Source organism: Burkholderia sp. AU38729, from assembly GCF_020419725.1.
Classification (GTDB): Bacteria; Pseudomonadota; Gammaproteobacteria; order Burkholderiales; family Burkholderiaceae; genus Burkholderia.
Map to the genome: position 1 here is coordinate 253,070 of NZ_JAIZQO010000006.1, position 23,617 is coordinate 276,686.

A 23,617-nucleotide genomic window follows, 5' to 3' on the forward strand; every position below is an offset into this window, starting at 1 on the left:
CCGGGCCGGCCATTGACGCAGGTCAACCCCATTCCTCATGCAAGCCATACAGTCGAGTCGAACGCTCGCGCGATGCCGCACGCGACTGCGCGCCGGATGCGGGATGGCGGCGGCGACGGGGCCGGACTCGCGGCGGGCGTGTTCATGCCGCCCGCTGGCGGGCGGAACGCGATGCGTTGCGGGGCAGGGTGATGAACCAACGGTTATGGGCGCTCGGCGTGCTGCTTGCATTGAACGCGTGCGCCGGCGCGCAACGGAACGCGGCCTTCCGGTCGACGGAAACGCAGTTGTTCGCGACGCGCCAGGCCGCGGTGCTGCAGTGTTCGACGCCTGCCGAATGCGACCGTGCATGGCACTTCGCACGCCGCTATGTCGAAGCGCATTCGTCGACCCGGATCACGCGCGCCGATGCGGAGACGATCGAAACGGCGGCGCCGTTTCTGGCCGGAGAAGTATATCTGTGGGCCTCCCGCACGGCGTCGGGCGGCGCGTCGGTGATCCGGCTCAAGGCGATGTGCAGGGGCATGTACGACAGCGATGGCGGCCCGGGCTGGCGGTACGACGCGTGCGCGACGAAGATCCTCGACATCGAGCGGGGCTTCCGGTCGTACGGGAACCCGGCGCGTTCGTCCGACGCGCCGACTGCGCCGGTCGTGCCGCGATGATCCGGCGTCGCGCGCTCGCTCGCGTGCCGGTTGCCGCGTGATTCCGAACCGTTGACCTCCGTCAACGCCTGTTTCCGGCGAACGCCGATGATGAAAACCAGGCCGAACGCCGCCGGCGCATCGGGTCATCCAGCGAGGTCGGTATGTACACGAACATCATGGTCGCCGTGGACGGCAGCCCTTCGTCGCAACGCGCGCTCGACGAGGGCTTGAAGGTGGCGCGCTCGTACGGTGCGCGCCTGTTCGCCGTTTTCGTCGTCGACAAGTCGCTGATGATCACGTTCGGCGGACGGATGGACCCGGATGCATTGCTCGACGAGATCCGGCGCGATGGTGCGTCGGTCCTGCGACACGTGGAACGAACCATCGCGCACGCGGCAGTCAATGGCGAGACGGAACTCCTGGAGACCGAGATCGGCGAGAGTGTCGCCGAACGGCTGCAGCGCTACGTCGCCGAGCGGTCTATCGATCTCGTGGTGGTCGGCACCCACGGGCGGCGCGGGGTCCGACGGCTGTTCCTCGGCAGCGTCGCCGAACGGTTCCTGCGCGGATCGAGTTGCCCGGTCCTGCTCGTGCGCGGCAGCGACGCCGCACCGGCCGCGGCGGCAGCTTAGGGCCGCCATGCACGGGGGCGCCGCCAGCCGGCGCCTGCCCGTGCGCAACCTGCCGAGGTGAGCATCATGCAGATCTCCTTTCCTTCCGAACATCCGACGTATTGCGGCCTGGATCCGGCGCTGACCTTTCCGGCGCTGGTCGAAGGCCGCCGCGTGCATTGCGCGATCACCGCTGCGGCGCTGGAGGATCACTTCCGCGCGGCGTCGCCGCGCGAACAGGATCTGGTGGAGGCGTTCGCCCGCCACCGGCCCGCGATCGAGCGCGCCGCACGCTGCCTGCTCGAGGAGATGGGCGGCCGGCCGATCCTGCTCCACAGCGGCTATTTCCGGTTCTGCGCGTGAACGCCCGCGGCCGTTGACGCGCATCAAGCGCGTGCCGATACGGGCAGTTACGCTGGAATCCTGATGATCGTTCGTCCGTTGCGCGGCACACGGTGCCGCGCCAATCCGGTCTTCGTCATGGCGTCGCGCGAGTGGGACGAACGCGCGGCCCGCCTGTCTATCGTTGAAGGAATACGAACCATGCGCAATGTCACGCGTTACGATCCGTTTTCGATCGAACCCGTCGCCGACCTGTTTCAGGGGCTGTTCAGGCCGCTCCGCGGGATGACGCTGACGGACGAGCCCGACCTGGCCTCGATGAAGATCGACGTGACGGAAAGCGACAAGGCGTACACGGTCAACGCGGAACTGCCGGGCGTCGCCAAGGACGACATCGACGTCCAGGTGACGGGCAGCACCGTGTCGATCCACGCGAAAGTCGCGCGCAACCAGGAACAGAAGGAGGGCGAACGCGTGATCCGCCGCGAGCGCTACAGCGGCGCGATCAGCCGTTCGTTCTCGCTGTCGGGCGAGATCGACGACGCGAACGCAACGGCGACTTACCAGGACGGCGTGCTGTCGCTGACGCTGCCGAAGAAGGCGCCGGTCGCGCAGAAGAAACTGGCCATCAGCTGATCGGACGGCCGGCAGCGGGCGATGCGGGCACGCGTCGTCCGAACGGAGCTATCGGCGCGCGGCGCGATCCGCGCGCCGTTTCATTGAGGCGGTCGCGCGAACGCCTGCGCATTCGATCCGGCGCCGCCGGCGAAGTAGCGCTCCGTCTGCGCGTCGGGCGGCGTCCGTTGACCTGCATCAGCGCTCCCTCGCCGCGCGTGTGCAAATCTGGAAACGTGCGGCGCACAGGCGCGCCGCGGCTCACGGGAGTGCAGGCGATGAAGACCGACAAGCAGTTGAAGCAGGACGTTCAGGACGAACTGGAATCCGACCCGGCGATCGACGCGACACGTATCGGTGTCGAGGTCGTCAACCGGATCGTGACGCTCTCGGGTCATCCGCCGAGCTATGCGGAGAAACTGGCGATCGAGCGGGCGGCGAACCGCGTGGCCGGCGTCAAGGCGCTCGTCGTCGACATGACCGTGCATCTGCCGGACGACGACGTCCGCACCGACGAGGACATCGCGAACGCGGTGCGTTCGGTGCTGCACTGGACCGTCGGGCTGCACGACGACGCGGTGAAGGTGCAGGTCGAACACGGCTGGATCACGCTGTCCGGCAGGGTCGAATGGGCCTATCAGAGCCATCTGGCCGTGCGGGCGATCTCGCAGATGCGCAGCGTGACCGGCGTGACCGACCATATCGCGGTGCAGGGGGCGATCGGCTCGGCCGACATCGGCGGCAACATCAAGCGCGCGATCATGCGCCATGCGGAGCGCGAGGCGAAGCACATCGCGATCGAGGTGCGCGACGGCACGGTGCGGCTGTCCGGCAAGGTCGGCTCGTTCTCCGAGCGTAAGGCCGTGCGCGGGGCGGCATGGTCGGCGCGCGGCGTGCGCGCCGTCGTCGACGACCTGGTCGTCGAGTAACGCCGGCAAGCGGCAACCGGCGACCGGCGACCGGATGCGCGGTCCGCGCGGAAGGGGAGTCAAATGACACTGTCAGGCGAGGTACACGATGCGGACTGGTCGGTGGCGGTCGAGACGATCGCCACCGGAACGGGCGGCTACCGTTGCAGGATCCACTTGACGCTGATGTCGCCGGACGGCGCGTGCGAGCGCACGTTCGCGCACAGCCGGACCCGCGACACCGAGCGCGAAGCCGCGATCGACGGGCTGCGCGCCGGGATGACGTGGGTCGAGTTGAGGAAGTCGAACATGTTCACGATTTGAAGTCCGGGGCGGTCGTGAACGCGTTGCCTGAGTGGCGATGTTTCGTTCGTCATCCGATGCAGTCGATGCCGCATCGCGTGTGCGCCGACGTGCGTGACCGTCCGACCGATCACGGGCGGCGTGCGGCGGCGCGGCGCGAGCGACGGGTGCGCCGCCGCGCATACCAGCCGCCGATCGCGCGCCAGATGTCGGGGGCGGATTCGCAGTACGTGAACAGCTCGAGATCGCGGCGGTCGATCATCCCTTCGTCCGCGAGGAAGGCCAGGTCCACCGCGCGGCGCCAGTACGCTTCGCCGACGAGGATGACCGGCAACGGCGGGATCTTGCGCGTCTGCAGCAGCGTCAGGACTTCGAACAGCTCGTCGAACGTGCCGTAGCCGCCGGGGAAGAATACCGCCGCCTTCGCGCGTTCGAGCAGGTGTAGCTTGCGGATCGCGAAATAGTGAAACCGGAAGCAGAGACCGGGCGTGATGTACGGGTTCGGCGCCTGTTCGCGCGGCAGCTCGATGTTGAAGCCGATACTCGGCGCGCCGCGCTCGTACGCGCCACGATTGGCGGCCTCCATGATGCCGGGGCCGCCGCCGGTGACGATGGCGAGCCGCGCGGTGCGCGTGCACCGGTCGGCGTGGCCGACGATGCGCCCGAGTTCGCGCGCGACGCGGTAATACACGCTGTGCTCGACGAGCTGGCTCGCCATTGCGACGGCGTGACGCCGGCCCGCATCGTGCGGCCGCGCCGCGAGCAGGTGATTGGCTTCGTTCAGCCGCGCGTTCGCGACGGCAGGGGCAACGATGCGCGTGCTGCCGTAGATCACGACGGCATGGCCGATGCGTTCGTTCTGCAGGCGTTCCTCGGCCTTCCAGTAGTCGAGTTGCAGCCGGATGCCGCGCATGCCCGCGCGCTGCAGGACGGTGGCATCGTCGTCGGCGGGCGTGCGGTTCGGGCGGTTGGCGAGACGCGGCGCGCGATGCGGGATGCGCTGGACGCGGTCGTCGCCGACGATCGCATCGGGCCGCGTGCGTGCGCGTTTGCCGGGCGCGGCCGCCGGCGTCGGGCCGGCTGCGGTACGTCGGCGCACTCCGCCTCGACGAGCGATACCGGCGGGAACGCGTTTGACGACGGTCGACATGAGCGGCTGGCTGGCGGGCCGGTTACTGGCTGAGCACCCACTGCACGAGCTGGTGCGCATCGTCGGCGGACAGCGGGCCGCCGCGATCCTCGGCGGACGGCATCGGCGTGTCGCCCCAGTGCACGCGGCCGCCGACGCGCAGCTTGCGTTCCAGTTCCGGCGCGGCCGCCGGATCGCCGCGGTAGCGCTGCGCGATGTCGTGGAACGACGGCCCGAGGAACGTCATGTCGGACGTATGGCAGAACATGCAGTGCTGCGCATTGACGAGATCGGTCGGCTCGGGCACGGCCGTTTGCGCGGCGGCAAGGTGCGCCGCCGTGACGGTCACGCAGAAGGCGGCGTCACGCAGAAAGCTCATGATGTTTCCTCATCCGGATCAGAAAGGCAGCGCCGCCGGGCGCGCTCACGAAACGACATCATCGAGCGGGCGGCGCGGCGAGTGCGGCGTATGCGGGCCGCGCCCAACCCGCAGCAGCAACTGCGGCTCGCCGTGCAGCCCGAGCATGTGACGCAGATGGGCGCGCAGCCCGGCCGTCTCGATCGGCTGGTTCAGGTACGACGCGGTATAGCCTGCACGCGTCGCGACGAGCAGGACGCGCTCCAGCGCCTGTCCGGCGGCGAGCCACGCGTCGCGATCGTCGCGAACGGTCGAAATGCAGACGACCAGCGGCGACGCGCCGACGAGCTGGTGATGCAGCGCGGCCAGCCCGTTGCCGAGATCGAAGGTCCGCACCGCCATCGTCACGACGGGCGCCGCGAAATCCAGCAGCGTCGGCACGCCGGCCGCGAACGCCGGCATGCCGTCGGCGTGCCGGCGTGGATCGATCCAGCTCGCCAGTTCGCGCCTGAAGCGCGGGTCGGCGAACTGCTGCTGATCGGCCTCTGCAACCAGCTCGGCCACCCGTGCGCGGTGCGCGATCGAGTCGACGCAGGTGATCTCGGCGCCTTCCGCGACGCCGGCCGCGATCAGCGCCTGCTGAAGGTCGTCCGGCACGGCGGTCGAGTCGAACGGCGCGCGCGTCGTGACGCGCTCCGGAATCGCATCGAACAGCGCGCCGAGCGACGCGTCGGAATAGCCGTCGTCGCACACCCGGACCAGCGCGAGCAGATCGGGATCGATATCGGACGGAAACGGGCTGATCGTGTGGGCGAGCCCGGCGTGATCGAGCGCGACGCGCAGGTTGAGCAGGGCCGCACCGCAGCTGATGATCAGTTCGCGATCGAACGGATCGATGACGGGCAACGCACGGACACGATCCGCGCAGACCGCGATCGTGGGACCGTCGACGATGAACCGCCACGGCTGCGAGTTGTGGCTGGACGGGGCCTGCACCGCGTAGGCCAGCAGCGACCTCAGATGCGCTTCAGGGTGGGCGCTTGCGGCTAGTGGGGGAACGGATACCATTCGATCATCTCCTGGTCGCCACACGTCGGGCGTGATGCCACTTCATCGTGTCAGCAACCGCCCGTCCGCCGTTGACCCACATCAAGCGTCCGTCACCGGGCCGTGCGTACGCGACGCGCAGCGACTAGCGTGGAGAGGTGAAGCGTACGCGCCGGCGCGCGCGAGGAGGCGAGCATGCTTGCGATGATGTTTGACGGCACGACACCGCATTTGCGCGAGGCGCGCGTGCCGGACCCGTTGCCGGCGGCAGGCCAGTTGCTGATCGACGTACACGCATGCGGCGTATGCCGGACGGACCTCCACGTCGTCGACGGCGAGCTCGCGCATCCGAAACTGCCGCTGATCCCGGGGCACGAAATCGTCGGCACGGTGCGCGCGCTCGGCGCGGGCGTGACGGGCTTCGCGGTGGGCGAGCGCGTCGGTGTGCCATGGCTCGGCTCGACGTGCGGCCATTGCGCATACTGCGCGACCGGCCGCGAAAATCTGTGCGACAGTCCGGGATTCACCGGCTATACGATCGACGGCGGCTACGCAGAGCGCACCGTCGCCGACCACCGCTATTGCGTGCATCTGCCGCAGCGCTACACCGATCTCGAAGCCGCGCCGCTGCTGTGCGCCGGCCTGATCGGTTATCGAACCTTGCGCATGGCGGGCGATGCGCGGCGCATCGGCATCTACGGCTTCGGCGCGGCGGCGCATCTCGTCGCGCAGGTCGCGCATGCCGAGGGGCGCAAGGTGTTTGCGCTGACGAAGCCCGGCGATACCGTGGCGCAGCAGCTGGCGCGTTCGCTCGGCGCCGCGTGGGCCGGCGACAGCGACGAAGTGCCGCCCGAGGCGCTCGACGCCGCGCTGATCTTCGCGCCGGTGGGCGCACTGGTGCCGGCCGCGCTCCGCGCCGTCGACAAAGGCGGGACCGTCGTGTGCGGCGGCATTCACATGAGCGATATCCCGGGCTTTCCGTACGCGTGGCTGTGGGGCGAGCGCCGCATCGTGTCGGTCGCCAACCTGACACGTGCGGACGCGGTCGAATTCATGCGGGTCGCCGAGGCGACGCCGCTGCGGGTCGAGGCCGTGCGCTACGCGCTGACCGATGCGAACCGCGCGCTCGACGATCTGCGCACGGGCCGTTTGTCCGGGGCGGCGGTACTCGCGATGCGCGGCTGATGCGCGGGCCGCGCGCGCAGTGCGCGGCGAGGTCAGATTCGCCCGAGGCCTTCCGGATCGACGATGCGGATCTGCTTGCCTTGCGCGGCGACGAGCCCCTTGTGCTGGAACTTCGACATCATGCGGCTGACCGTTTCGAGCTTCATCCCGAGATATTCGCCGATCTCGTCGCGCGTCATCCGCAGCACGAATTCGGCGGCCGAGTAGCCGCGCGCCTTGAAGCGCGTGGACAGGTTCAGCAGGAACGCGGCCACGCGCTGTTCGGCGGTCATCGTGCCGAGCAGCAGCATCAGCGCGGATTCGCGGACGATTTCGCCGCTCATCATCTGGTACACGTGATGCTGCATCGGCCGGACTTCGCGGCACATCTGCTCGAGCTGGCCGAACGGAATGATGCAGACGGTGCTGTCCTCGAGCGCGATCGCGTCGCCGTTGTGGTGCCCGGTGTGCACGCCGTCGAGCCCGAGCGATTCGCCGACGATCTGGAAGCCGGTGATCTGCTCGTCGCCGTCGCGATGCATCACGATGGTCTTGAACGATCCGGTCCTCACCGCATAGATGCTGTTGAACGCATCCCCCGCGCGAAACAGCGTTTCGCCGCGCCTGACGTGCCGCGTCGTGCAGATCATCGCGTCGACGCGCGCGAATTCGTCAGGAGAAAGGTCGGTCGGCATGCAGACGGTCCGCAACGCGCACGTCGAGCAACGGGACGCGGCGCGCTTCGGTTGGTCCGCCCGGTCGACGGAATGCAGCGGGATGTACGGGCGTAACGGCGTGGTCGGCGAAACTTCGGCAGGGCGCTGCATGATCGGCTCCAGTACGTTCAGGACGGCGACGAGCCGCCGTGGGCGGGATCGCGCGGGTGGTAGCGCCCGCGGCCCTGACGGTTGTCGCACTCATGGTGAAGAACCGCGCCGGACGAGCCGGCAGACCTGTCCCGACGGCGAGTGCCGCCTTTGCTCCGCGACGCGCGTACTTGTTTTTCTTGATCTGGAGTATGGAGGTTGCGCGGCGTCAAGAAAATCAGCAGCCATTGAAGATGCAGTAGGTCACATGGAAGTGATGTAGGCGGTTTCCTACACGGGTGCGGCATTCTGTCCGGGCGCGACGCGCGGGCGCACCGGTCGTGCGCCCGCGCCGCCGTCAGAGCTCGTCCGGGTCGTCGAACAGCTTGTGGCGCATCGCATAGCGCACGAGCGCCGTGTCGTTCGGCATTTGCATCTTCTCGAGAATCCGCGTCTTGTAGGTGCTGACCGTCTTGACGCTGACACAGAGCGCTTCCGCGATTTCGGAGATCGACTCGCCGATGGTGACGCGCCGGAACACGTCGAATTCACGGTCGGACAGACGCTGGTGCGGCAGCAGATCGGTCGGCTCGTTCAGGCTCTGCGCGAACTGCTCGGCCATGGTCAGGCTGACGTAGACGCCGCCCGCCGCGATCTTGGTCAGCGCCGCGATCAGTTCGGCGCTCGCGCTCTCCTTGGTCATGTAGCCGGATGCGCCGGCGCGGAACGCGCGCACCGCATATTGCTGCTCGGCGTGCATCGTCACCACGAGGATCTGCAATGCCGGCTTCTCGTCCTTGATCTGCCTGATGAGTTCGACGCCGTTGCGGCCGGGCATCGACAGGTCGAGCACCAGGACGTTCGCGGGGGTATCCCGCACGCGCGCGATCGTGGACGTGCTGTCGCACGCTTCACCCGCGACCTCGAAGCCGCTGGCATTCTGCAGGATGTGCCGCAGACCGTCCCGGACGAGGGCGTGGTCGTCGGCAATGAGTACCCGGATCATGACAATCCCTTCCTTGCCGGATCACGTGGCGCGGGCCACGCGGCGGCATGCGTCGATCATCGTCGCGGACCGGCGCGCTCGATCGTTCGATGGTGGCCGACGCCGATGACCGGACGATGTCCATCGTCGTCGGGGCGGGATCGGCACGGGGTTCGGTGCGTCGATGCCCCGAAATTGTGCGCCGGTCGCCGGCATTCGCCAATCGGGATCGATGCGGACTGCCGCCGTCGCGTGGACTTGACCGGCATCAACCGGATCGCGTCGGCCGGGCCCAGACTGGTTCGGCAAGCCGGTCGATGCCGGGCAACGACAGGGAGGCGTCATGTACGCACGGATCTTCGCAGCACTGGACGGCAGCCGCGGTTCGCGGCTGGCGCTCGACGAGGCGATCGCGCTCGCCCGCCATTCAGGCGGCCTGATCGTCGCCGTGTGCGTGGTATCGGACGCGCCACGACGGACGGACGTCGACCGCGGCTACCTCGACCAGCGCGATCCGGCGCGGCTGGATGCGGACAGGGCCGCGATCGCGGTGGCGGATGCAGAGGCCGCGTTTCGCCTGTGCGGCGTGCGCGGCATCGCGCAAACGATCGACGCGTGCGGCGACGCGGTGTCGTCCGTGCTGGCGCGCGCTGCCGCGGAATGCGACGCGGACCTGATCGTGATGGGCACGCATGGTCGCCGCGGCGTGCGCCGCGCGGTGCTCGGCAGCGTCGCCGAATCGCTGGTGCGCACTGCCGACCGGCCGGTGCTGGTCGTGCGTGAGGGGCGGGGCGCGTGTGCGGCCGTGTTGTGACGGAAGTGGGCAGCCGCAGGCGGCTGCCCCGTCGTCTTGCGTGCGGCGTCAGTGCGACAGCAGTACCGGCACCGTCATCGTCTCGAGGACGGTGCGCGTCGCACCGCCCAGCACGCGTTCGTGCATGCGCGCATGGCTGTACAGGCCCATCACCAGCAGATCGGCATGCAGGTCGGTCACCCGGTTCAGCAGCGTCGCGCCGACGCCGACCGACCGGTCGCGCGGCGTCGTCGAGAACGACGCGCGCACGCCATGCCGTTCGAGATACGCGGCGACGTCGACGCCCGGCGGCGTCTTGTCCGGATCGGGTTGGCCGTGCACGACCGTCTCGACGTTGACGAAGCGCGCGCGGGCCAGCAGCGGCAGCGCATCGGCCATCACGCGGGCCGCTTCGCGCCCGCCGTCCCAGCCGATCAGCACGTTCTCGCCGATCGTTCGCACGTCGCCCGCGTAGGGCACGACGATCGCCGGACGGCCGCTGCCCATCACGACATCCTCGACGAAATGGCGCGCCACGTAGGTCATGCGATCGTCCGGGTCTTCCTGGCCGAGGATCAGCAGGTCGGCGTGGCGTGCGTGCAGAATCGCGGCGGCAGTTGCGTCGCCGGCCGGCGCCTGCCACTCGACGCTGCGTCCCGCGCGCTCGGCGGCCATCAGGAACTTCTCCTCGGCCTCCTTGCGCCGCTGATCGCACAGGCGCTCGTAGACGGCCAGCTTCAGCGGCTCGTCGGGCCGCCGCAGCGGTTCGAAGAGATCCTGGCAGACCGCGTAGAGGCCGATCAGATGTGCATTCCAGCGCGCCGCGAATTCGAGTGCGAGGTCGACGCGGGTCGCGCAGCGCGCGCTGTCGTCGAGGTGGACGAGCAGGGTCTTGTAGCTCATGACGACTCCTTTTCGGTTGAGGCCGCGACGGTCTCGGCGGGTTTGCCGGACGGGCAGCCCGCCGGAATCATCAGCACCGGGCACGTGGCCATCCGCAGCACGCGTTCGGCCACGCTGCCGAGGAAGAGGCGCTGAACGCCGCGCCGGCCATGCGTGCCCATGATGATCAGGTCGGCCTCGATTTCGTTGGCAAGACTGACGATCCGGTGCGGGATGTCCTCGCCCGCCGGCGCGACGTTGGAGATCTGCGGCGTGCCGGCAACGTCGCGCGCCTTCAGGCGTCGCGCCGCGTCTTCGGTGACGCGCAGCCCTTCTTCACGAAAGGCGTCGACCAGGATCGACGGATCGTAGCCGTACATGTCGTAGGCCGGCACCAGGAAATCGACGACGTAGACGGGAGTCAGCCGCGCACCCGTCTCCGACGCGATGGCCAGCGCGGCGTCGAGGGCACGGGACGACGTGTCGCTGCCGTCGAGCGCAACCAGAATGTTCGAGTACATGGCATGTCCCTTGAACGGAGGTGGATGAAATCATCATCGGCGCGTGCGCGCCGCTCGCGCTGATCTGGATCAAGCGTCGCGGTTGGCGCGGTGCGCGCGGCGATCCACGCTGCGTGGGTCGTCTCGACGGCTACCGTGACCGCGCTCGACGCGGACGACACGACCTGCGCGTGGCCCGCGTTCGCATTCGCGTGCGCGTCCGCATCGGCCGGTTCAGTGCGACATCAGCACCGGGAGCGTCATCGACGCGAGCACCGTGCGGGTGGCGCCGCCCATCACCATCTCGCGCCAGCGCGGATGGCCGTACGCGCCCATCACGAGCAGGTCCGATCCCGTTTCGTAAGCGCGCGACAGCAGCGTGTCGCCGACCGACGCGCCGGCACCGGTATCGATGTCGAGCACGTTCACGTCATGCGCGTGTCGCGCGAGCATCAACGCGGCATCGGCGGCGGGAACGCGCGTGGTCGCCGCTTCGGCGTCGCCGTCGACCACCGCGGCGACCGTCGTGCGCTTCGCGTGCTCGAGGAAGGGGAGCGCATCGTGCGCGGCACGGGCCGCTTCGCGGCTGCCGTCCCAGGCGACGAACACCCGTTCGCCGATCGACGGGAATTCCCCGATGTACGGCCAGAACAGCACGGGGCGACCGGCGGACAGCACGAGGTTCTCCGGAAACTGGTCGTCGATATAGGTTTCGGGATCGTTCGGGTCGCTCTGGCCCGCGATCACGAGGTCGGCAAGACGCGCGGCGCGCGGCACCGCGACGTTCGCGCGATCGTCGGCACGAACCCAGGCGGCCGGCACTTTTGCGCGGGCGGCTTCCGCATGGAACAGGCGCTCCAGCGCGGCGAGCCGCTCATCGCGCCGCTCGCGGTGTTCACGGAAATAGTCGGCGGAACCGGCCATCACGTAGAACGAATGCGGCTCCGGCGTGTAGACCGCGAACAGGCCGGTGAGATGTGCACCGAAACGCCGGGCGAGACGCAACGCGAGTTCGAGGCGCGAATGCGCGCGGGCGCTCGTATCGAGGTGTACGACCAGGCTTTTGTAGCTCATCGGAATCGCTCCATCGACGGGTCATCCGCCAGTGCAATCCAGTCTACGAAGCAGGGTGTCCGCGCGCTTGACTCAGATCAACGGCAATTGCGCGCTGCGGCCGCACAGTGAAACGGTCGCGGCGTCGATCATGGGTAGGGGGCGTCAGGGCGGCGGCCGGACCTTCGATCGGATCGAAGGCGGGACCGCGATGCGCTCCGCGCGTCGATGTCGCTGAACGACGTGTGCCGTGCGGGTCGCGATCTCGCGTGGCGGATGTGTGCGCCAAACCGCGACTCGGGGCATGCACCCCTTGCGGGGTGGGTTCGCGGCAACTCACGCACCTGTTGCCTTCGGCGAATCGACCCGGCAGGCGAGGCGCGACGAGACGAACGCGGGCGCCGCCATCGACCGCTATCTGCGCGAGGCCGTACGTACCGGTGCAGTTCAAGCGTGCACGCGTGGCATTCGGCTTCCGTCACGAACGTACCTGTCACCCTTTTGATGGAGGAATCCTAATGAAAGCACTCGTCTACCACGGGACCGGGCGCAAGGCGCTCGAGGAGCGGCCCATGCCGGAGCTGCAGTCGCCCACCGACGCGCTCGTGCGCGTGACGCGCACGACGATCTGCGGCACCGACCTGCACATCCTCAAGGGCGACGTCCCGACTTGCGAACCCGGCCGCATTCTCGGCCACGAAGGCGTGGGGATCGTCGAGCAGGTCGGCGCCGCCGTCGATGCGCTGAAGCCGGGCGATCACGTGTTGATCTCCTGCATCTCGTCGTGCGGCCGCTGCGAATATTGCCGGCGCGGCCTGTATTCGCACTGCACGACCGGCGGCTGGATCCTCGGCAACCGGATCGACGGCACGCAGGCCGAGTATGTGCGCATTCCGCATGCGCAGACGAGCCTCTACCGGATTCCGCCGGGCGCGGACGAGGAGGCGCTCGTGATGCTGTCGGACATCCTGCCGACCGGGTTCGAATGCGGCGTGCTGAACGGCAAGGTGCAGCCGGGCTGCTCGGTCGCGATCGTCGGCGCGGGCCCGATCGGGCTGGCGGCGCTGCTGACCGCGCAGTTCTACTCGCCCGCACGGATCATCATGATCGACCCCGACAGCAACCGGCTGGACGTGGCGCATCGCTTCGGCGCGACCGATTGCATCGACGGCCGCACCGGCGACCCGGTGGCGGAAGTGATGAAGCTGACCGACGGCGTCGGCGTGGATTGCGCGATCGAGGCGGTCGGGATTCCGGCGACGTTCGAGATGTGCACGTCACTGGTGGCGCCGGGCGGCGTGGTCGCGAACGTCGGCGTGCACGGGGTCAAGGCCGACCTGCACCTCGAGAAGCTGTGGGATCGCAACATCTCGATCACGACCCGGCTCGTCGACACGGTCAGCACGCCGATGCTGCTGAAGACCGTGCGCGCCGGGCGCCTCGATCCGAAACGCCTGATCACGCACCGGTTCTCGCTCGACGACGTCGAGCGCGCGTACGACACGTTCGGCCGCGCGGCGCAAACCCACGCGCTGAAGGTCATCATCGAAGTCGGTTGATGGCCGGGTCGCGCGCGGCGGGAACCGGCAGGCGACACCCGGTTCCCGCCCCGTCCCGTGGGACACGCCGTCAGGAGGAAAGCGCGGCCGGCTCGCGCGTGTCGCCCGATTCGACCGCATCGAGATCGACGCACTGCGCATACACCGGCACCTCGCACGGCCAGTGCAGCCGCTCCGCGATGCGCCTCCGCATCGCGTCGGCCGCGGCCGGCTCGCCATGCGTGACGAAGGTTCGCACGGGCGCGCGCTGCATCGTACCGAGCCAGCGGAGGATCTCCTCGTAGTCGGCATGCGCGGAGAGCGTCGTGATCGACTCGACCTGCGCGCGCACGCGCACGTACTCGCCGTGGATCTTCAATGTCGGCTCGTGCGCGGCCAGCGCCGCACCGCGCGTGCCGGCCGCCTGGTAGCCGACCAGCGCGATCGTGTTGCGCGCATCGGGCGCGTAGCGGCTCAGGTGGTGCAGCACGCGGCCGCCGGTGGCCATCCCGCTGCCGGCGATGATGACCATCGGGCCCTGATGGTCGGCAATCGCCTTCGACTGCTCGACCGAGCGGATCATCGTGGCCGCGTGGCCGAGCGCGTTCGCTTCGGAAGGCGTGAGCCGGTGTTCGAGGATATGGTGACGATAGATCTCGGTTACGTCGGTGGCCATCGGGCTGTCGACGAATACCGGCACGCGCGCCATCCGGCCCGACGCCTTCAGGCGCGCGATGGTGTGCAGGATCTCCTGCGCGCGGCCGACGGTGAAGCACGGCATCACGACCACGCCGCCGCGCGCGAAGGTCTTGTCGAACAGCGCGGCGAGTTCGCTCTCGGGGTCCGATTGCGGATGCAGCCGGTCGCCGTACGTCGATTCGACGACCAGGTAGTCCGCATGCGCGGGCGCCAGCGGCGGCTGCATGATCGGGGCGTGATAGCGGCCGAGGTCGCCCGAGAAGGCCAGCACCTTGTGATCCCAGTGCATCACGACGCTCGCCGCGCCGAGAATGTGCCCGGCCGGCAGCAGGCGGAACGCGAGCCCGCCGCCGAGCGCCGTGCATTCGTCGAACGCGACGGGCTTCAGCAGGTGCAGCGCGCGCTGCGCATCGTCCAGCGTGTAGAGCGGCTGCGCTGGATGATGCTTCGAATAGCCGTGGCGGTTCGCGAAATCGGCTTCTTCCTCCTGCAGCCGCGCGCTGTCGCGCAGCATGATGTCGCAGAGTTCGGCCGTGGCCGCCGTGCAGTACACCGGTCCGCGGAACCCTTCGCGCGCCAGCACCGGCAGATAGCCGGTATGGTCGATATGCGCGTGCGTGAGCACGACCGCGTCGAGCGTGTCGGGTGCGACCGGCAACGGGCTCCAGTTGCGCAGCCGCAGGTTTTTGGTGCCCTGGAACAGGCCGCAATCGACCAGCACGCGCCGGTTGCCGTGCTCGACCAGGTACTTCGACCCGGTCACGGTTTCGGTCGCGCCGAGAAATGTCAGTTTCATGGATCGCCTCACGGGAGTGGACGGAGCAGTGAGTCGATTACAGCGCGGATGCGCGCGCGGCGATTGATGGAAATCAGGGATTGCCGTATCCGTATCCGTGCTCGGTCCGGCTCGGGCGAGGTTCGTTCTTCGGCCGTTGCGGCTCCGGGTTGACGTCAATCAACGCCTGGGCAGGACGGCGGCACCGCCGCGTGTCAGCCCGCGTCGCTCCGACCGCCGAGTGCGACGATCGTCATTAGCACGGGAACGCGAAGCCGGCGGTCAGCGCGGGGAGCGTCGCGCTGTCGTTCATGTTCGGCTTGAACGCGAGGCGGAGGATGCCGTTCATGATGGGCGATGCCGGCGGTATCACGGGCGGTCGCCCGGGGCGAGATTCAGCAGGACGACGAACGAGAGGATGCTCAGGATCAGCGTGACGATCGCGTACCTGAATACCCGTTCGTCAAACAGCATCCCGTGGATGATGCCGGCCAGCGATGCGAGCGCGATGAACACGCTCAGCGTCGCGAGCGCGATGCGGTATTGCCTGCGGTTCATGATGGTCTCCTGGCGCGTGGCTGCCGTACGGTTGCGAAACGCGCGGGTTGTCGCGGGTTTCGCCGCGTCTGGCGTCATGATCGCGTCGCGCGTTGCCGCACGGTTGATCTGCATCAACGGACGCATCCGGCATTCGCGCGCCCGGCAGCCACGGCCGCCGGCACGTCGTTGGTTGATCCTCGTCAAGCCGCTGCCGCCACCGTGCGCGATGCTGAAGCCGGTGCAGCCCCATCGCCGATCGCGAATGTCGCGACCGGTCCGGGGCGACGGGAGACCGACATGAAGTCCGATGCAGCACTCAAGCAGGATGTCGAGCAGGCGCTGTTCTGGAATCCGGCGATCGACGCGCGACGGATCGACGTCGACGTGCGCGATCGGATCGTGACGTTGCGCGGCACGGTCGACAGCTGGGCCCAGAAGCTCGAGGCGCAGAAAACGGCGCTGCATGTCGAGGATGCGCGCGCGCTCGTGCTCGAACTGAACGTCACGCCGCCCGCGAACGCGTGCGCGGATCAGGAACTGGCGATCGCGATCACGTTCGCGCTCGGCTGGCAGGAGGCGCTGCGCGATCACAGGATTCGCGTCGAGGTTGACAACGGCTGCGTGACGCTCGACGGCGAAGTCGATCATGCATACCAGAGTCGGGCGGCGGAAAAGATGGTCAGCCGGATGATCGGCGTCGTCGGCGTCGCGAATCGCATCCGGGTGCGAACGGACCACACGGTGCCGGACGTCGGCACCCGGATCGCCGAAGCGCTGGCGCGTCGCGCGCAGCGCGAATCCGCCGGGATCTCGATTGCCGCCGACGACGGCATCGTCACGTTGACGGGCAAGGTCGCGTCGCTCGCCGAAAGGCGCGCCGCGTGCGGTGCGGCCGCGTCGGTCAGGGGCGTGCGCGAGGTCGTCGACCGGCTGACCGTTGCATGACGATGCATGAGCAGGCCCGCGCCCGCGGTGCCGGTTCGACGCCATGAAAAAATCATTCGATTACTCCGCGCTGCTGATCCCGTTCGCGTTTGCCGTGCTGGTGGCATATCAGCTGCTGATGGCCCATCCGGCCACGACGTCGATCTCGTACAGCGATTTTCACCGCCTGGTCGACGCGCGGCTCGTCGACGATCTGGACATCGGCCCGTCGTCGATTTCGGGCGTGCTGCGCATGCCGCAGGCCGGTGCGAACTTGCCGGCATCCGACGCGGCCGCCGTGAAGAAGGCGGGCCCGCCGTGGCGCTTCACGACGAACCGGGTTTCCGACGACCGTCTCGTCACCGACCTCACGGCCGCCGGCATCCGCTATCGCGGCGCGCCGGATTCGGGCTGGCTCGAGACGCTTGCCGGATGGCTATTGCCGGTGATCGTCCTCGTGACGTTCTGGAGCTTCATGATGCGCCGGCCGGGCGGTGTCCGTGACCTGAGCGGCATGGGCAAAAGCCAGGCGCGCGTGTACGTGCAGCAGGAAACCGGCATCACGTTCGACGACATCGCCGGCATCGACGAGGCGAAGGCCGAGCTGCAGCAGATCGTCGCGTTCCTGCGCAACCCCGAACGCTACCAGCGGCTTGGCGGCAAGATCCCGAAAGGCGTGCTGATCGTCGGCGCGCCGGGCACCGGCAAGACGCTGCTCGCGCGCGCGGTGGCCGGCGAGGCGGCCGTGCCGTTCTTCACGATCAGCGGCTCGGCGTTCGTCGAGATGTTCGTCGGCGTGGGCGCGGCGCGCGTGCGTGACCTGTTCGAACAGGCGCAGCAGAAGGCGCCGTGCATCGTGTTCATCGACGAACTCGATGCGCTCGGCAAGGCGCGCGGCGTCGGCCTGATGTCCGGCAACGACGAGCGCGAGCAGACGCTCAACCAGCTGCTCGTCGAGATGGACGGCTTCCAGGCCAATTCCGGCGTGATCATCATGGCCGCGACGAACCGGCCCGAGATCCTCGATCCCGCGCTGCTGCGGCCCGGGCGTTTCGACCGCCACATCGCGATCGACCGTCCCGACCTGAATGGCCGAAAGCAGATCCTGGCCGTGCACACGAAGCGCGTGAAGCTGGCCCCGGAAGTCGACCTCGCCGAGCTGGCGCAGCGCACGCCGGGCTTCGTCGGCGCGGATCTCGCGAACGTCGTCAACGAGGCCGCGCTACATGCGGCCGAACTCGGCAAGCAAGCGATCGGCATGGCCGACTTCGACGAAGCGATCGACCGCGCGATGACGGGCATGGAGCGCAAGAGCCGCGTGATGAACGACGAGGAAAAGCGGACCATCGCGTACCACGAAGCCGGGCACGCGCTCGTCGCGCAAAGCCGCGTGCATTGCGATCCGGTGAAGAAGGTGTCGATCATCCCGCGCGGCATCGCGGCGCTCGGTTATACGCAGCAGGTGCCGACCGAGGATCGTTACGTGCTACGCAAGAGCGAGCTGCTCGACCGGCTAGACGTGCTGCTCGGCGGCCGGGTGGCCGAGGAGATCGCGTTTGGCGACGTGTCGACCGGCGCGCAGAACGATCTGGAACGAGCGACCGCGCTGGCGCGCCACATGGTCATGCAGTACGGGATGAGCGCGAAGCTCGGGCTCGCGACGCTCGACGATGCGACACCGCAGGGCGGTTCGCCTGGCGTGTGGACGCCGGGCGACGGCCGGTGCAGCGAACACACCGCGCAGTTGATCGACGAGGAGGTGCGCGCGCTGCTCGAAGACGCGCACGTGCGGGTCGCGGCGACGCTCGGCGAGCATCGCGACGCGCTCGAACGGATCGCGCGGTGCCTGCTGCAGCACGAGTCGATCGATCACGACACGCTGGTGGCGCTCATGACGCCGCCGGATGATCGCGGCGCGGCGCCCGAGCCGGCGCGAGCCGATGCGGAGCCGGTAGCGGCGGCAGACACGTCGGCCTGATCCGCCACCGGCTACCGGCCACCGGCGATCGTCGTGTCGTCAAGTGGCAAAATTGGCCAATTCATGCCTTTTTGTGGCTTTTCATCCGAATGTCATCCCGCGTCGCGATAGTGCGGAATCGTGCGCCAGTCCCGGTAACGAACGATGCGAGCCGGTCGGTTCGCGTCGCACGCGGAAATACGTCCAGGGGACGCGGCAAGCAGCAACCGATACGCTCGCCCTGACAGGGCGGCGCATGTCATCTCGACACAAGGAACGTGCAATCGTGAACGCCATCGCAGCGGCAGACGCTTATGACGTGATCATCGTCGGCGCCGGCATCGTCGGCCTCGCCCATGCTTATACGGCGGCGCTCAAGAGGCTGCGCGTCTGCGTGATCGAACGCGATGCCGCATGCGTGGGCGCGTCGATCCGCAATTTCGGCTTCGTCACCGTCACCGGGCAGCACGCCGAACACAGCTGGCGACGTGCGCGGGCGAGCCGCGAGGTCTGGGCGGACGTCGCGCCGCAAGCCGGCATCGACGTGCTTCACAACGGCCTCCACCTGATTGCGCGTCGCCCCGAGGCGATGCATCTGATCGACGCGTTCATGCAGACCGGCATGGCGGACGGCTGCCGCGTCATGATGCCCGGCGAGGCAAAGGCCGTCGCGCCGGAGCTGCGGCTGGATGGCGCACAGGGCGTGCTGCACAGCCCGCATGAACTGCGCATCGAGCCGCGTACCGCTATCCCGTTGCTCGCGTCCTGGCTGGCGGAACGCTTCGGCGTGGCGTTTCGTTACGGCGAGATGGTGCATGAGGTGCGCACGCCGACCGTGCGTACGTCGCGCGGCGTGTTGCACGCGGAGCGCGTGATCGTCTGCGGCAATGCGGACAGCCGTCACTTGGTCGGCGACTGGTTCGCGCGGCACGCGGTGCGGCTGTGCCAGTTGCAAATGCTGCGCGTGCGGCCGCGCCGCCCGCTGACACTGCGCGCCGCGGTGATGAGCGACCTGAGCCTGCTGCGTTACGCGGGTTTCGCGGCGCTGCCCGCTGCCGACGCATTGCGCACGCGCCTGAAGGCGGAGGAACCCGTGTGCCTCGGTTACGGCATCCACCTGATCGTGGTGCAGAGCGCCGACGGCAGTCTCGTGGTGGGCGATTCGCACGAATACGGCGCCGCACCGCTGCCGTTCGCGACGCAGGAGATCGACGCGCAGATCCTGCGCCTGCTGCACGAGACGCTCGATGCGCCGGAACTGGACATCGTCGAACGCTGGACCGGCAGCTACCCGTCGGCAGCCGGTGTCGATTGCGTGATCGAGGCGCCGGATGACGGCACGCGTGTCGTCGTCGTGACGAGCGGCGCCGGGATGAGCACGGGCTTCGGGATCGCGCAGGACGTGTTTGCCGCGTGGTGAGGGCGGGGGCCTGCGCGTCGCGCAGTCGCCGGGTTCGCGGGATGCTGTTGCGCGCGATGCGCCTGCCTGCATGACGGTACGATTCGTCGGCTGTTTTAGTGTGTTTAGCGAAACATTCGAATCACGAATTTGTCTAGTCATCCTGATCGAAAGATCAGATGAAATGCACCATGTTCGTGCCGGGAATCACCACCGCGACGCACGGCAGAGCCCCGGAATTAGGGGATTTCCCGCGTTTTCCCGGTTTTTTTTTGATCAACGCTTGTCGCTCCATTTTTCTTCTTGCATGCTTGTATAGACAAATTCCTGAGGCCGCTTGCATGACCGAAGGGATGACGATCTTCAACGCAAGGAGAAAACTCGTGAACGGCAAGCGCATCAAGTGGGCAGTCAGGACGATCGGCATCATCGCGGCGGCAGCGGCCACGCTTTCCGCGCCGGTGCAGGCGAAGGAATGGAAGACGGTGACGGTGGCGCTCGAGGGCGGCTACGCGCCGTGGAACCTCACGCTGCCGGGCGGCAAGCTCGGCGGCTTCGAGCCCGAGCTGCTCGCCAACGTGTGCGAGCGGATCAAGGTGCAGTGCAACATGGTCGCGCAGGACTGGGACGGGATGATCCCGGGGCTGCAGGCCGGCAAGTTCGACGTCCTGATGGATGCGATCTCGATCACGCCGGAGCGCGAGAAGATCCTGCTGTTCTCGCGTCCGTATGCGGCGACGCCCGCGACGTTCGCCGTCACCGATACGAAGATCCTGCCGAAGGCGGCGCCGGGCGCGCCGATCGTCAAGCTGTCGGGCGACGCGAATGCCGACAAATCGACCGTCGACGCGCTGCGCAAGCAGCTGAAGGGCAAGACGATCGGCATCCAGTCGGGCACCGTCTACACGAAGTTCATCAACGACAGCTTCAAGGACATCGCGTCGATCCGCGTGTACAAGACCTCGCCCGAGCGCGATCTCGACCTCGTCGCCGGCCGCATCGACGCGTCGTTCGACGACGTCACGTACTACGCGGCGAACAACACGAAGAAGGACACCGCATCGATCGTGCTCGCGGGCCCGAAGCTCGGCGGCCCGATCTGGGGGCCGGGCGAAGGGCTCGCGTTCCGCAAGCAGGATGCCGACCTGAAGACGAAGTTCGATACGGCGATCGGCGCCGCACTCGCGGACGGTACCGTGAAGAAGCTCGCCGACAAGTGGTTCAAGACCGACGTCACGCCGTAAGCGCACGTCCGGCCGCCGCCGCGCAAGCGGCATGAGCCGCGCGCGGCGGCGCGCATCCTGCCGATCCACTCAACGCTTGCCGGGAGGCACGCATGGCGATCCTTGAAATGCTGGGCTTCGGAACCGAAGGCTGGGGCGGCGTGCTGCTGCTCGCCGCGCTGATGACGGTGGCGCTGACGCTTGCCGCGCTCGCGGTCGGCGCCGTGATCGGCGCGGGCATCGCGGCCGCGAAGCTGTCGCGCTATCGCAGCGCCCGCCTGCTCGGCGACCTGTACACGACGGTGTTTCGCGGCGTGCCCGAACTGCTCGTCATCTACCTGTTCTATTTCGGCGGCTCGACGCTCGTCACGGCCGTGGGCCAGTGGTTCGGCGCGGAAGGCTTCATCGGCGTGCCGCCGTTCGTGATCGGCGCGCTTGCGGTGGGGATGATTTCCGGCGCGTACCAGGCCGAGGTGTATCGCGCGGCCGTGCTCGCGGTGTCGAAGGGCGAGCTCGAAGCGGCGCGCTCGATCGGCATGCCGCGCAGCATGGTGCTGCGGCGCATCCTGATTCCGCAGGTCCTGCGCTTCGCGTTGCCCGGCATCGGCAACGTGTGGCAGTTGAGCCTGAAGGATTCGGCGCTGATCTCGGTCACCGGGCTCGCCGAGCTGCTGCGCACGAGCCAGATCGCGGCGAATTCGACCCACCAGTATTTCGTGTTCTTCGTCGCGGGCGGTGCGCTCTACCTGGTCATGACGGGGCTGTCGAACCGCGTGTTCAACCGGGCCGAGGCGATCGTCGGCCGGTCGTTCCGCCGCAACTTCGCACGCAACTGACGGAGCGCGTCCATGTCACTCGATTTCGACTTCCTGTTCGACACGCTGCGCCAGCTGCTCGCGGCGGTACCGACCACGCTCGGCCTGTTCTTCGCGTCGCTCGTGCTCGGCGGCCTGCTGTCGCTCGTGATCGTCACGATGCGCGTGTCGCCGCGCTGGCTGCCGAACCGCTTCGCGCGTGCCTACATCCTCGTGTTTCGCGGCTCGCCGCTGCTGATCCAGATGTTTCTCGTGTACTACGGGCTCGGCCAGTTCGGCGTGATCCGCGAGAGCTTCATGTGGCCGCTGCTGCGCGAGCCTTACGTGTGCGCGGTGCTGTCGCTCGCGCTGTGTACGGCCGGCTACACGGCCGAGATCCTGCGCGGCGGGCTGATGGCCGTGCCGGTCGGGCAGATCGAGGCCGGCTATTCGATCGGCCTGTCGGGCTTCGCGCTGCTGCGCCGCGTGATCGGCCCGATCGCGCTGCGTCAGTGCCTGCCCGCGTATTCGACCGAAGCCGTGCTGCTGGTGAAGTCGACCGCGCTCGCCAGCCTCGTGACCGTGTGGGAGGTGACGGGCGTCGCGCAGCAGATCATCCAGCAAACCTACCGGACGACCGAGGTGTTCGTGTGTGCGGCCCTCATCTACCTGGGCCTGAACTTCATCGTCGTCCGCCTGCTCGGCGCGCTCGAATGGCGGCTGTCGGGCCACCTGCGCGCGCCGAAGTCGTCCGGCGCACCCGCGGCCGACGCACGCAATGCGCGACGTGTCGCATCCTGACCGCGTCCTTCCTTCCAGGAGAAATCGATGAACTCTGCTGCTCCCGTCGCCCTGTCGGTCAGGAACATCCACAAGTCGTTCGGCGATCACCACGTGCTGAAGGGCATTTCGCTCGACGCGCACGAAGGCGACGTCATCTCGATCCTCGGTGCGAGCGGTTCGGGCAAGAGCACCTTCCTGCGCTGCCTGAACCTGCTCGAAACGCCCGACGACGGCTCCGTCGCACTGGCCGGCGAGGAACTGAAGATGAAACGCGCGCGCGACGGCAAGCTGCATCCGGGCGACCGGCGCCAGGTCGACCGCATTCGCTCGCAGCTCGGGATGGTGTTCCAGAACTTCAACCTGTGGTCGCACATGACCGTGCTCGACAATCTCGTGGAAGGGCCGCTGCGCGTGCAGAAGCGCAGTCGCGCGGAAGCGGTCGAGGAAGCGGAGGCGCTGCTCGCGCGCGTCGGCCTCGCGGACAAGCGCGGCTACTATCCGGCCCATCTGTCGGGCGGCCAGCAGCAGCGGGTCGCGATCGCACGGGCGCTCGCGATGCATCCGAAGGTGATGCTGTTCGACGAACCGACTTCCGCGCTCGATCCGGAGCTGGTCGGCGAGGTGCTGCGCGTGATGCGCTCGCTCGCGGAGGAAGGGCGCACGATGCTGGTCGTCACGCACGAAATGGGTTTCGCGCGGCACGTGTCGAATCGCGTGATGTTCCTGCATCAGGGCGAGGTCGATGCGGACGGGACGCCGGGCGAACTGTTCGGCGGCCAGTGCTCCGAACGCTTCCGCCAGTTCGTGTCGAGCCATCATGACCGTGCCGCGAACTGAGGCCG

26 protein-coding genes are annotated in these 23,617 nt (G+C 68.2%); 16 read left to right on the forward strand and 10 right to left on the reverse strand.

Translation table 11 applies throughout. From position 1 onward, the window contains the following. The first annotated feature begins 191 nt into the window (after nucleotides 1-191). From LGM56_RS18020 to LGM56_RS18045, 6 genes are all read left to right on the forward strand, one after another. Nucleotides 192-665 carry a hypothetical protein gene (locus tag LGM56_RS18020; protein ID WP_089498421.1) on the forward strand — a complete coding sequence of 158 codons (474 nt, stop codon included), beginning with the start codon at nucleotides 192-194 and terminating at the stop codon, nucleotides 663-665. Nucleotides 666-808: 143 nt separating this feature from the next. Further along, entirely contained in the window at nucleotides 809-1,279 is a 471-nt protein-coding gene (locus tag LGM56_RS18025) for a universal stress protein (protein WP_226206130.1), read from the forward strand. Between the two features lie 66 nt (nucleotides 1,280-1,345). Beyond that, a complete protein-coding gene (locus tag LGM56_RS18030) occupies nucleotides 1,346-1,621 on the forward strand; it encodes a DUF1488 domain-containing protein (RefSeq protein WP_226206132.1) in 276 nt (91 codons plus the stop codon). 180 nt (nucleotides 1,622-1,801) lie between these two features. Then, the gene (locus tag LGM56_RS18035; RefSeq protein ID WP_226206402.1) at nucleotides 1,802-2,236 is read left to right on the forward strand and encodes an Hsp20/alpha crystallin family protein; all 435 of its coding nucleotides are present in this window, start codon (nucleotides 1,802-1,804) and stop codon (nucleotides 2,234-2,236) included. 257 nt (nucleotides 2,237-2,493) lie between these two features. Further along, complete coding sequence (locus LGM56_RS18040; RefSeq protein WP_089443923.1) at nucleotides 2,494-3,144, forward strand: BON domain-containing protein; 651 nt, start codon at nucleotides 2,494-2,496, stop codon at nucleotides 3,142-3,144. A 63-nt stretch (nucleotides 3,145-3,207) separates the two neighbouring features. Next, nucleotides 3,208-3,447 (forward strand): hypothetical protein, encoded by a 240-nt coding sequence (locus LGM56_RS18045; protein WP_226206134.1) that lies wholly within the window; start codon nucleotides 3,208-3,210, stop codon nucleotides 3,445-3,447. 109 nt (nucleotides 3,448-3,556) lie between these two features. On the opposite strand, the gene LGM56_RS18050 is transcribed toward LGM56_RS18045, so the two are convergent. Genes LGM56_RS18050 through LGM56_RS18060 form a run of 3 tightly spaced genes read right to left on the reverse strand, consistent with a single transcriptional unit; the run spans nucleotide 3,557 to nucleotide 5,981 of the window. Then, nucleotides 3,557-4,576, reverse strand: a complete 1,020-nt coding sequence (locus LGM56_RS18050; RefSeq protein ID WP_226206136.1) for a TIGR00730 family Rossman fold protein — start codon at nucleotides 4,574-4,576, stop codon at nucleotides 3,557-3,559. A 22-nt stretch (nucleotides 4,577-4,598) separates the two neighbouring features. Beyond that, complete coding sequence (locus tag LGM56_RS18055; RefSeq protein WP_226206138.1) at nucleotides 4,599-4,934, reverse strand: c-type cytochrome; 336 nt, start codon at nucleotides 4,932-4,934, stop codon at nucleotides 4,599-4,601. A gap of 45 nt (nucleotides 4,935-4,979) precedes the next feature. Further along, nucleotides 4,980-5,981, reverse strand: a complete 1,002-nt coding sequence (locus LGM56_RS18060; protein ID WP_226206140.1) for an Acg family FMN-binding oxidoreductase — start codon at nucleotides 5,979-5,981, stop codon at nucleotides 4,980-4,982. Nucleotides 5,982-6,155: 174 nt separating this feature from the next. Here LGM56_RS18060 and LGM56_RS18065 point away from each other — a divergent pair, with 174 nt between their 5' ends. Beyond that, on the forward strand, nucleotides 6,156-7,145 hold the full coding sequence (locus tag LGM56_RS18065; RefSeq protein ID WP_226206142.1) for a zinc-dependent alcohol dehydrogenase family protein: 990 nt from the start codon (nucleotides 6,156-6,158) through the stop codon (nucleotides 7,143-7,145). Nucleotides 7,146-7,177: 32 nt separating this feature from the next. Here LGM56_RS18065 and fnr read toward each other — a convergent pair whose 3' ends face one another. Both fnr and LGM56_RS18075 read right to left on the reverse strand, forming a co-directional pair. Continuing rightward, nucleotides 7,178-7,951, reverse strand: coding sequence for a fumarate/nitrate reduction transcriptional regulator Fnr (fnr, locus tag LGM56_RS18070; RefSeq protein ID WP_089498428.1), 774 nt, complete (start codon nucleotides 7,949-7,951; stop codon nucleotides 7,178-7,180). A gap of 337 nt (nucleotides 7,952-8,288) precedes the next feature. Continuing rightward, a complete protein-coding gene (locus tag LGM56_RS18075; RefSeq protein ID WP_089499043.1) occupies nucleotides 8,289-8,936 on the reverse strand; it encodes a response regulator transcription factor in 648 nt (215 codons plus the stop codon). Nucleotides 8,937-9,258: 322 nt separating this feature from the next. Between LGM56_RS18075 and LGM56_RS18080 the strand changes: the two genes are divergently transcribed. Next, nucleotides 9,259-9,729: a universal stress protein gene (locus LGM56_RS18080; RefSeq protein ID WP_226206144.1), complete on the forward strand. Its 471-nt coding sequence runs from the start codon at nucleotides 9,259-9,261 to the stop codon at nucleotides 9,727-9,729. Nucleotides 9,730-9,777: 48 nt separating this feature from the next. On the opposite strand, the gene LGM56_RS18085 is transcribed toward LGM56_RS18080, so the two are convergent. The 3 genes from LGM56_RS18085 to LGM56_RS18095 all read right to left on the reverse strand — a co-directional run bounded on the left by LGM56_RS18085 (nucleotide 9,778) and on the right by LGM56_RS18095 (nucleotide 12,164). Beyond that, nucleotides 9,778-10,611 carry a universal stress protein gene (locus LGM56_RS18085; protein ID WP_226206146.1) on the reverse strand — a complete coding sequence of 278 codons (834 nt, stop codon included), beginning with the start codon at nucleotides 10,609-10,611 and terminating at the stop codon, nucleotides 9,778-9,780. After that, nucleotides 10,608-11,111 carry a universal stress protein gene (locus LGM56_RS18090; RefSeq protein ID WP_226206148.1) on the reverse strand — a complete coding sequence of 168 codons (504 nt, stop codon included), beginning with the start codon at nucleotides 11,109-11,111 and terminating at the stop codon, nucleotides 10,608-10,610. Before LGM56_RS18090 ends, LGM56_RS18085 begins: the two co-directional genes overlap by 4 nt. 213 nt (nucleotides 11,112-11,324) lie before the next feature. After that, entirely contained in the window at nucleotides 11,325-12,164 is an 840-nt protein-coding gene (locus LGM56_RS18095; protein WP_226206150.1) for a universal stress protein, read from the reverse strand. 497 nt (nucleotides 12,165-12,661) lie between these two features. Here LGM56_RS18095 and LGM56_RS18100 point away from each other — a divergent pair, with 497 nt between their 5' ends. Next, nucleotides 12,662-13,702, forward strand: a complete 1,041-nt coding sequence (locus LGM56_RS18100) for a zinc-dependent alcohol dehydrogenase family protein (RefSeq protein WP_089498433.1) — start codon at nucleotides 12,662-12,664, stop codon at nucleotides 13,700-13,702. Between the two features lie 70 nt (nucleotides 13,703-13,772). On the opposite strand, the gene LGM56_RS18105 is transcribed toward LGM56_RS18100, so the two are convergent. Together LGM56_RS18105 and LGM56_RS18110 are read right to left on the reverse strand one after the other, a co-directional pair. Then, entirely contained in the window at nucleotides 13,773-15,176 is a 1,404-nt protein-coding gene (locus tag LGM56_RS18105) for an MBL fold metallo-hydrolase RNA specificity domain-containing protein (RefSeq protein WP_089498434.1), read from the reverse strand. A 348-nt stretch (nucleotides 15,177-15,524) separates the two neighbouring features. Continuing rightward, nucleotides 15,525-15,713 carry a DUF2964 family protein gene (locus LGM56_RS18110; RefSeq protein ID WP_089444038.1) on the reverse strand — a complete coding sequence of 63 codons (189 nt, stop codon included), beginning with the start codon at nucleotides 15,711-15,713 and terminating at the stop codon, nucleotides 15,525-15,527. Nucleotides 15,714-15,992: 279 nt separating this feature from the next. Between LGM56_RS18110 and LGM56_RS18115 the strand changes: the two genes are divergently transcribed. The 7 genes from LGM56_RS18115 (at nucleotide 15,993) to LGM56_RS18145 (ending at nucleotide 23,612) form a co-directional block, all read left to right on the forward strand. Beyond that, complete coding sequence (locus LGM56_RS18115; protein ID WP_226206152.1) at nucleotides 15,993-16,640, forward strand: BON domain-containing protein; 648 nt, start codon at nucleotides 15,993-15,995, stop codon at nucleotides 16,638-16,640. Between the two features lie 43 nt (nucleotides 16,641-16,683). Beyond that, nucleotides 16,684-18,597 carry an ATP-dependent zinc metalloprotease FtsH gene (gene ftsH, locus LGM56_RS18120; RefSeq protein WP_226206154.1) on the forward strand — a complete coding sequence of 638 codons (1,914 nt, stop codon included), beginning with the start codon at nucleotides 16,684-16,686 and terminating at the stop codon, nucleotides 18,595-18,597. A gap of 235 nt (nucleotides 18,598-18,832) precedes the next feature. Further along, the gene (locus tag LGM56_RS18125; RefSeq protein WP_226206156.1) at nucleotides 18,833-19,996 is read left to right on the forward strand and encodes a TIGR03364 family FAD-dependent oxidoreductase; all 1,164 of its coding nucleotides are present in this window, start codon (nucleotides 18,833-18,835) and stop codon (nucleotides 19,994-19,996) included. Nucleotides 19,997-20,358: 362 nt separating this feature from the next. Then, nucleotides 20,359-21,219, forward strand: coding sequence for a transporter substrate-binding domain-containing protein (locus LGM56_RS18130; RefSeq protein ID WP_039353370.1), 861 nt, complete (start codon nucleotides 20,359-20,361; stop codon nucleotides 21,217-21,219). 92 nt (nucleotides 21,220-21,311) lie between these two features. Further along, nucleotides 21,312-22,034: an ABC transporter permease gene (locus LGM56_RS18135; RefSeq protein WP_039353368.1), complete on the forward strand. Its 723-nt coding sequence runs from the start codon at nucleotides 21,312-21,314 to the stop codon at nucleotides 22,032-22,034. Nucleotides 22,035-22,046: 12 nt separating this feature from the next. After that, a complete protein-coding gene (locus LGM56_RS18140) occupies nucleotides 22,047-22,793 on the forward strand; it encodes an ABC transporter permease (protein ID WP_089498439.1) in 747 nt (248 codons plus the stop codon). Between the two features lie 27 nt (nucleotides 22,794-22,820). Then, complete coding sequence (locus tag LGM56_RS18145; protein WP_089443946.1) at nucleotides 22,821-23,612, forward strand: ABC transporter ATP-binding protein; 792 nt, start codon at nucleotides 22,821-22,823, stop codon at nucleotides 23,610-23,612. The last annotated feature ends 5 nt before the right edge of the window (nucleotides 23,613-23,617 follow it).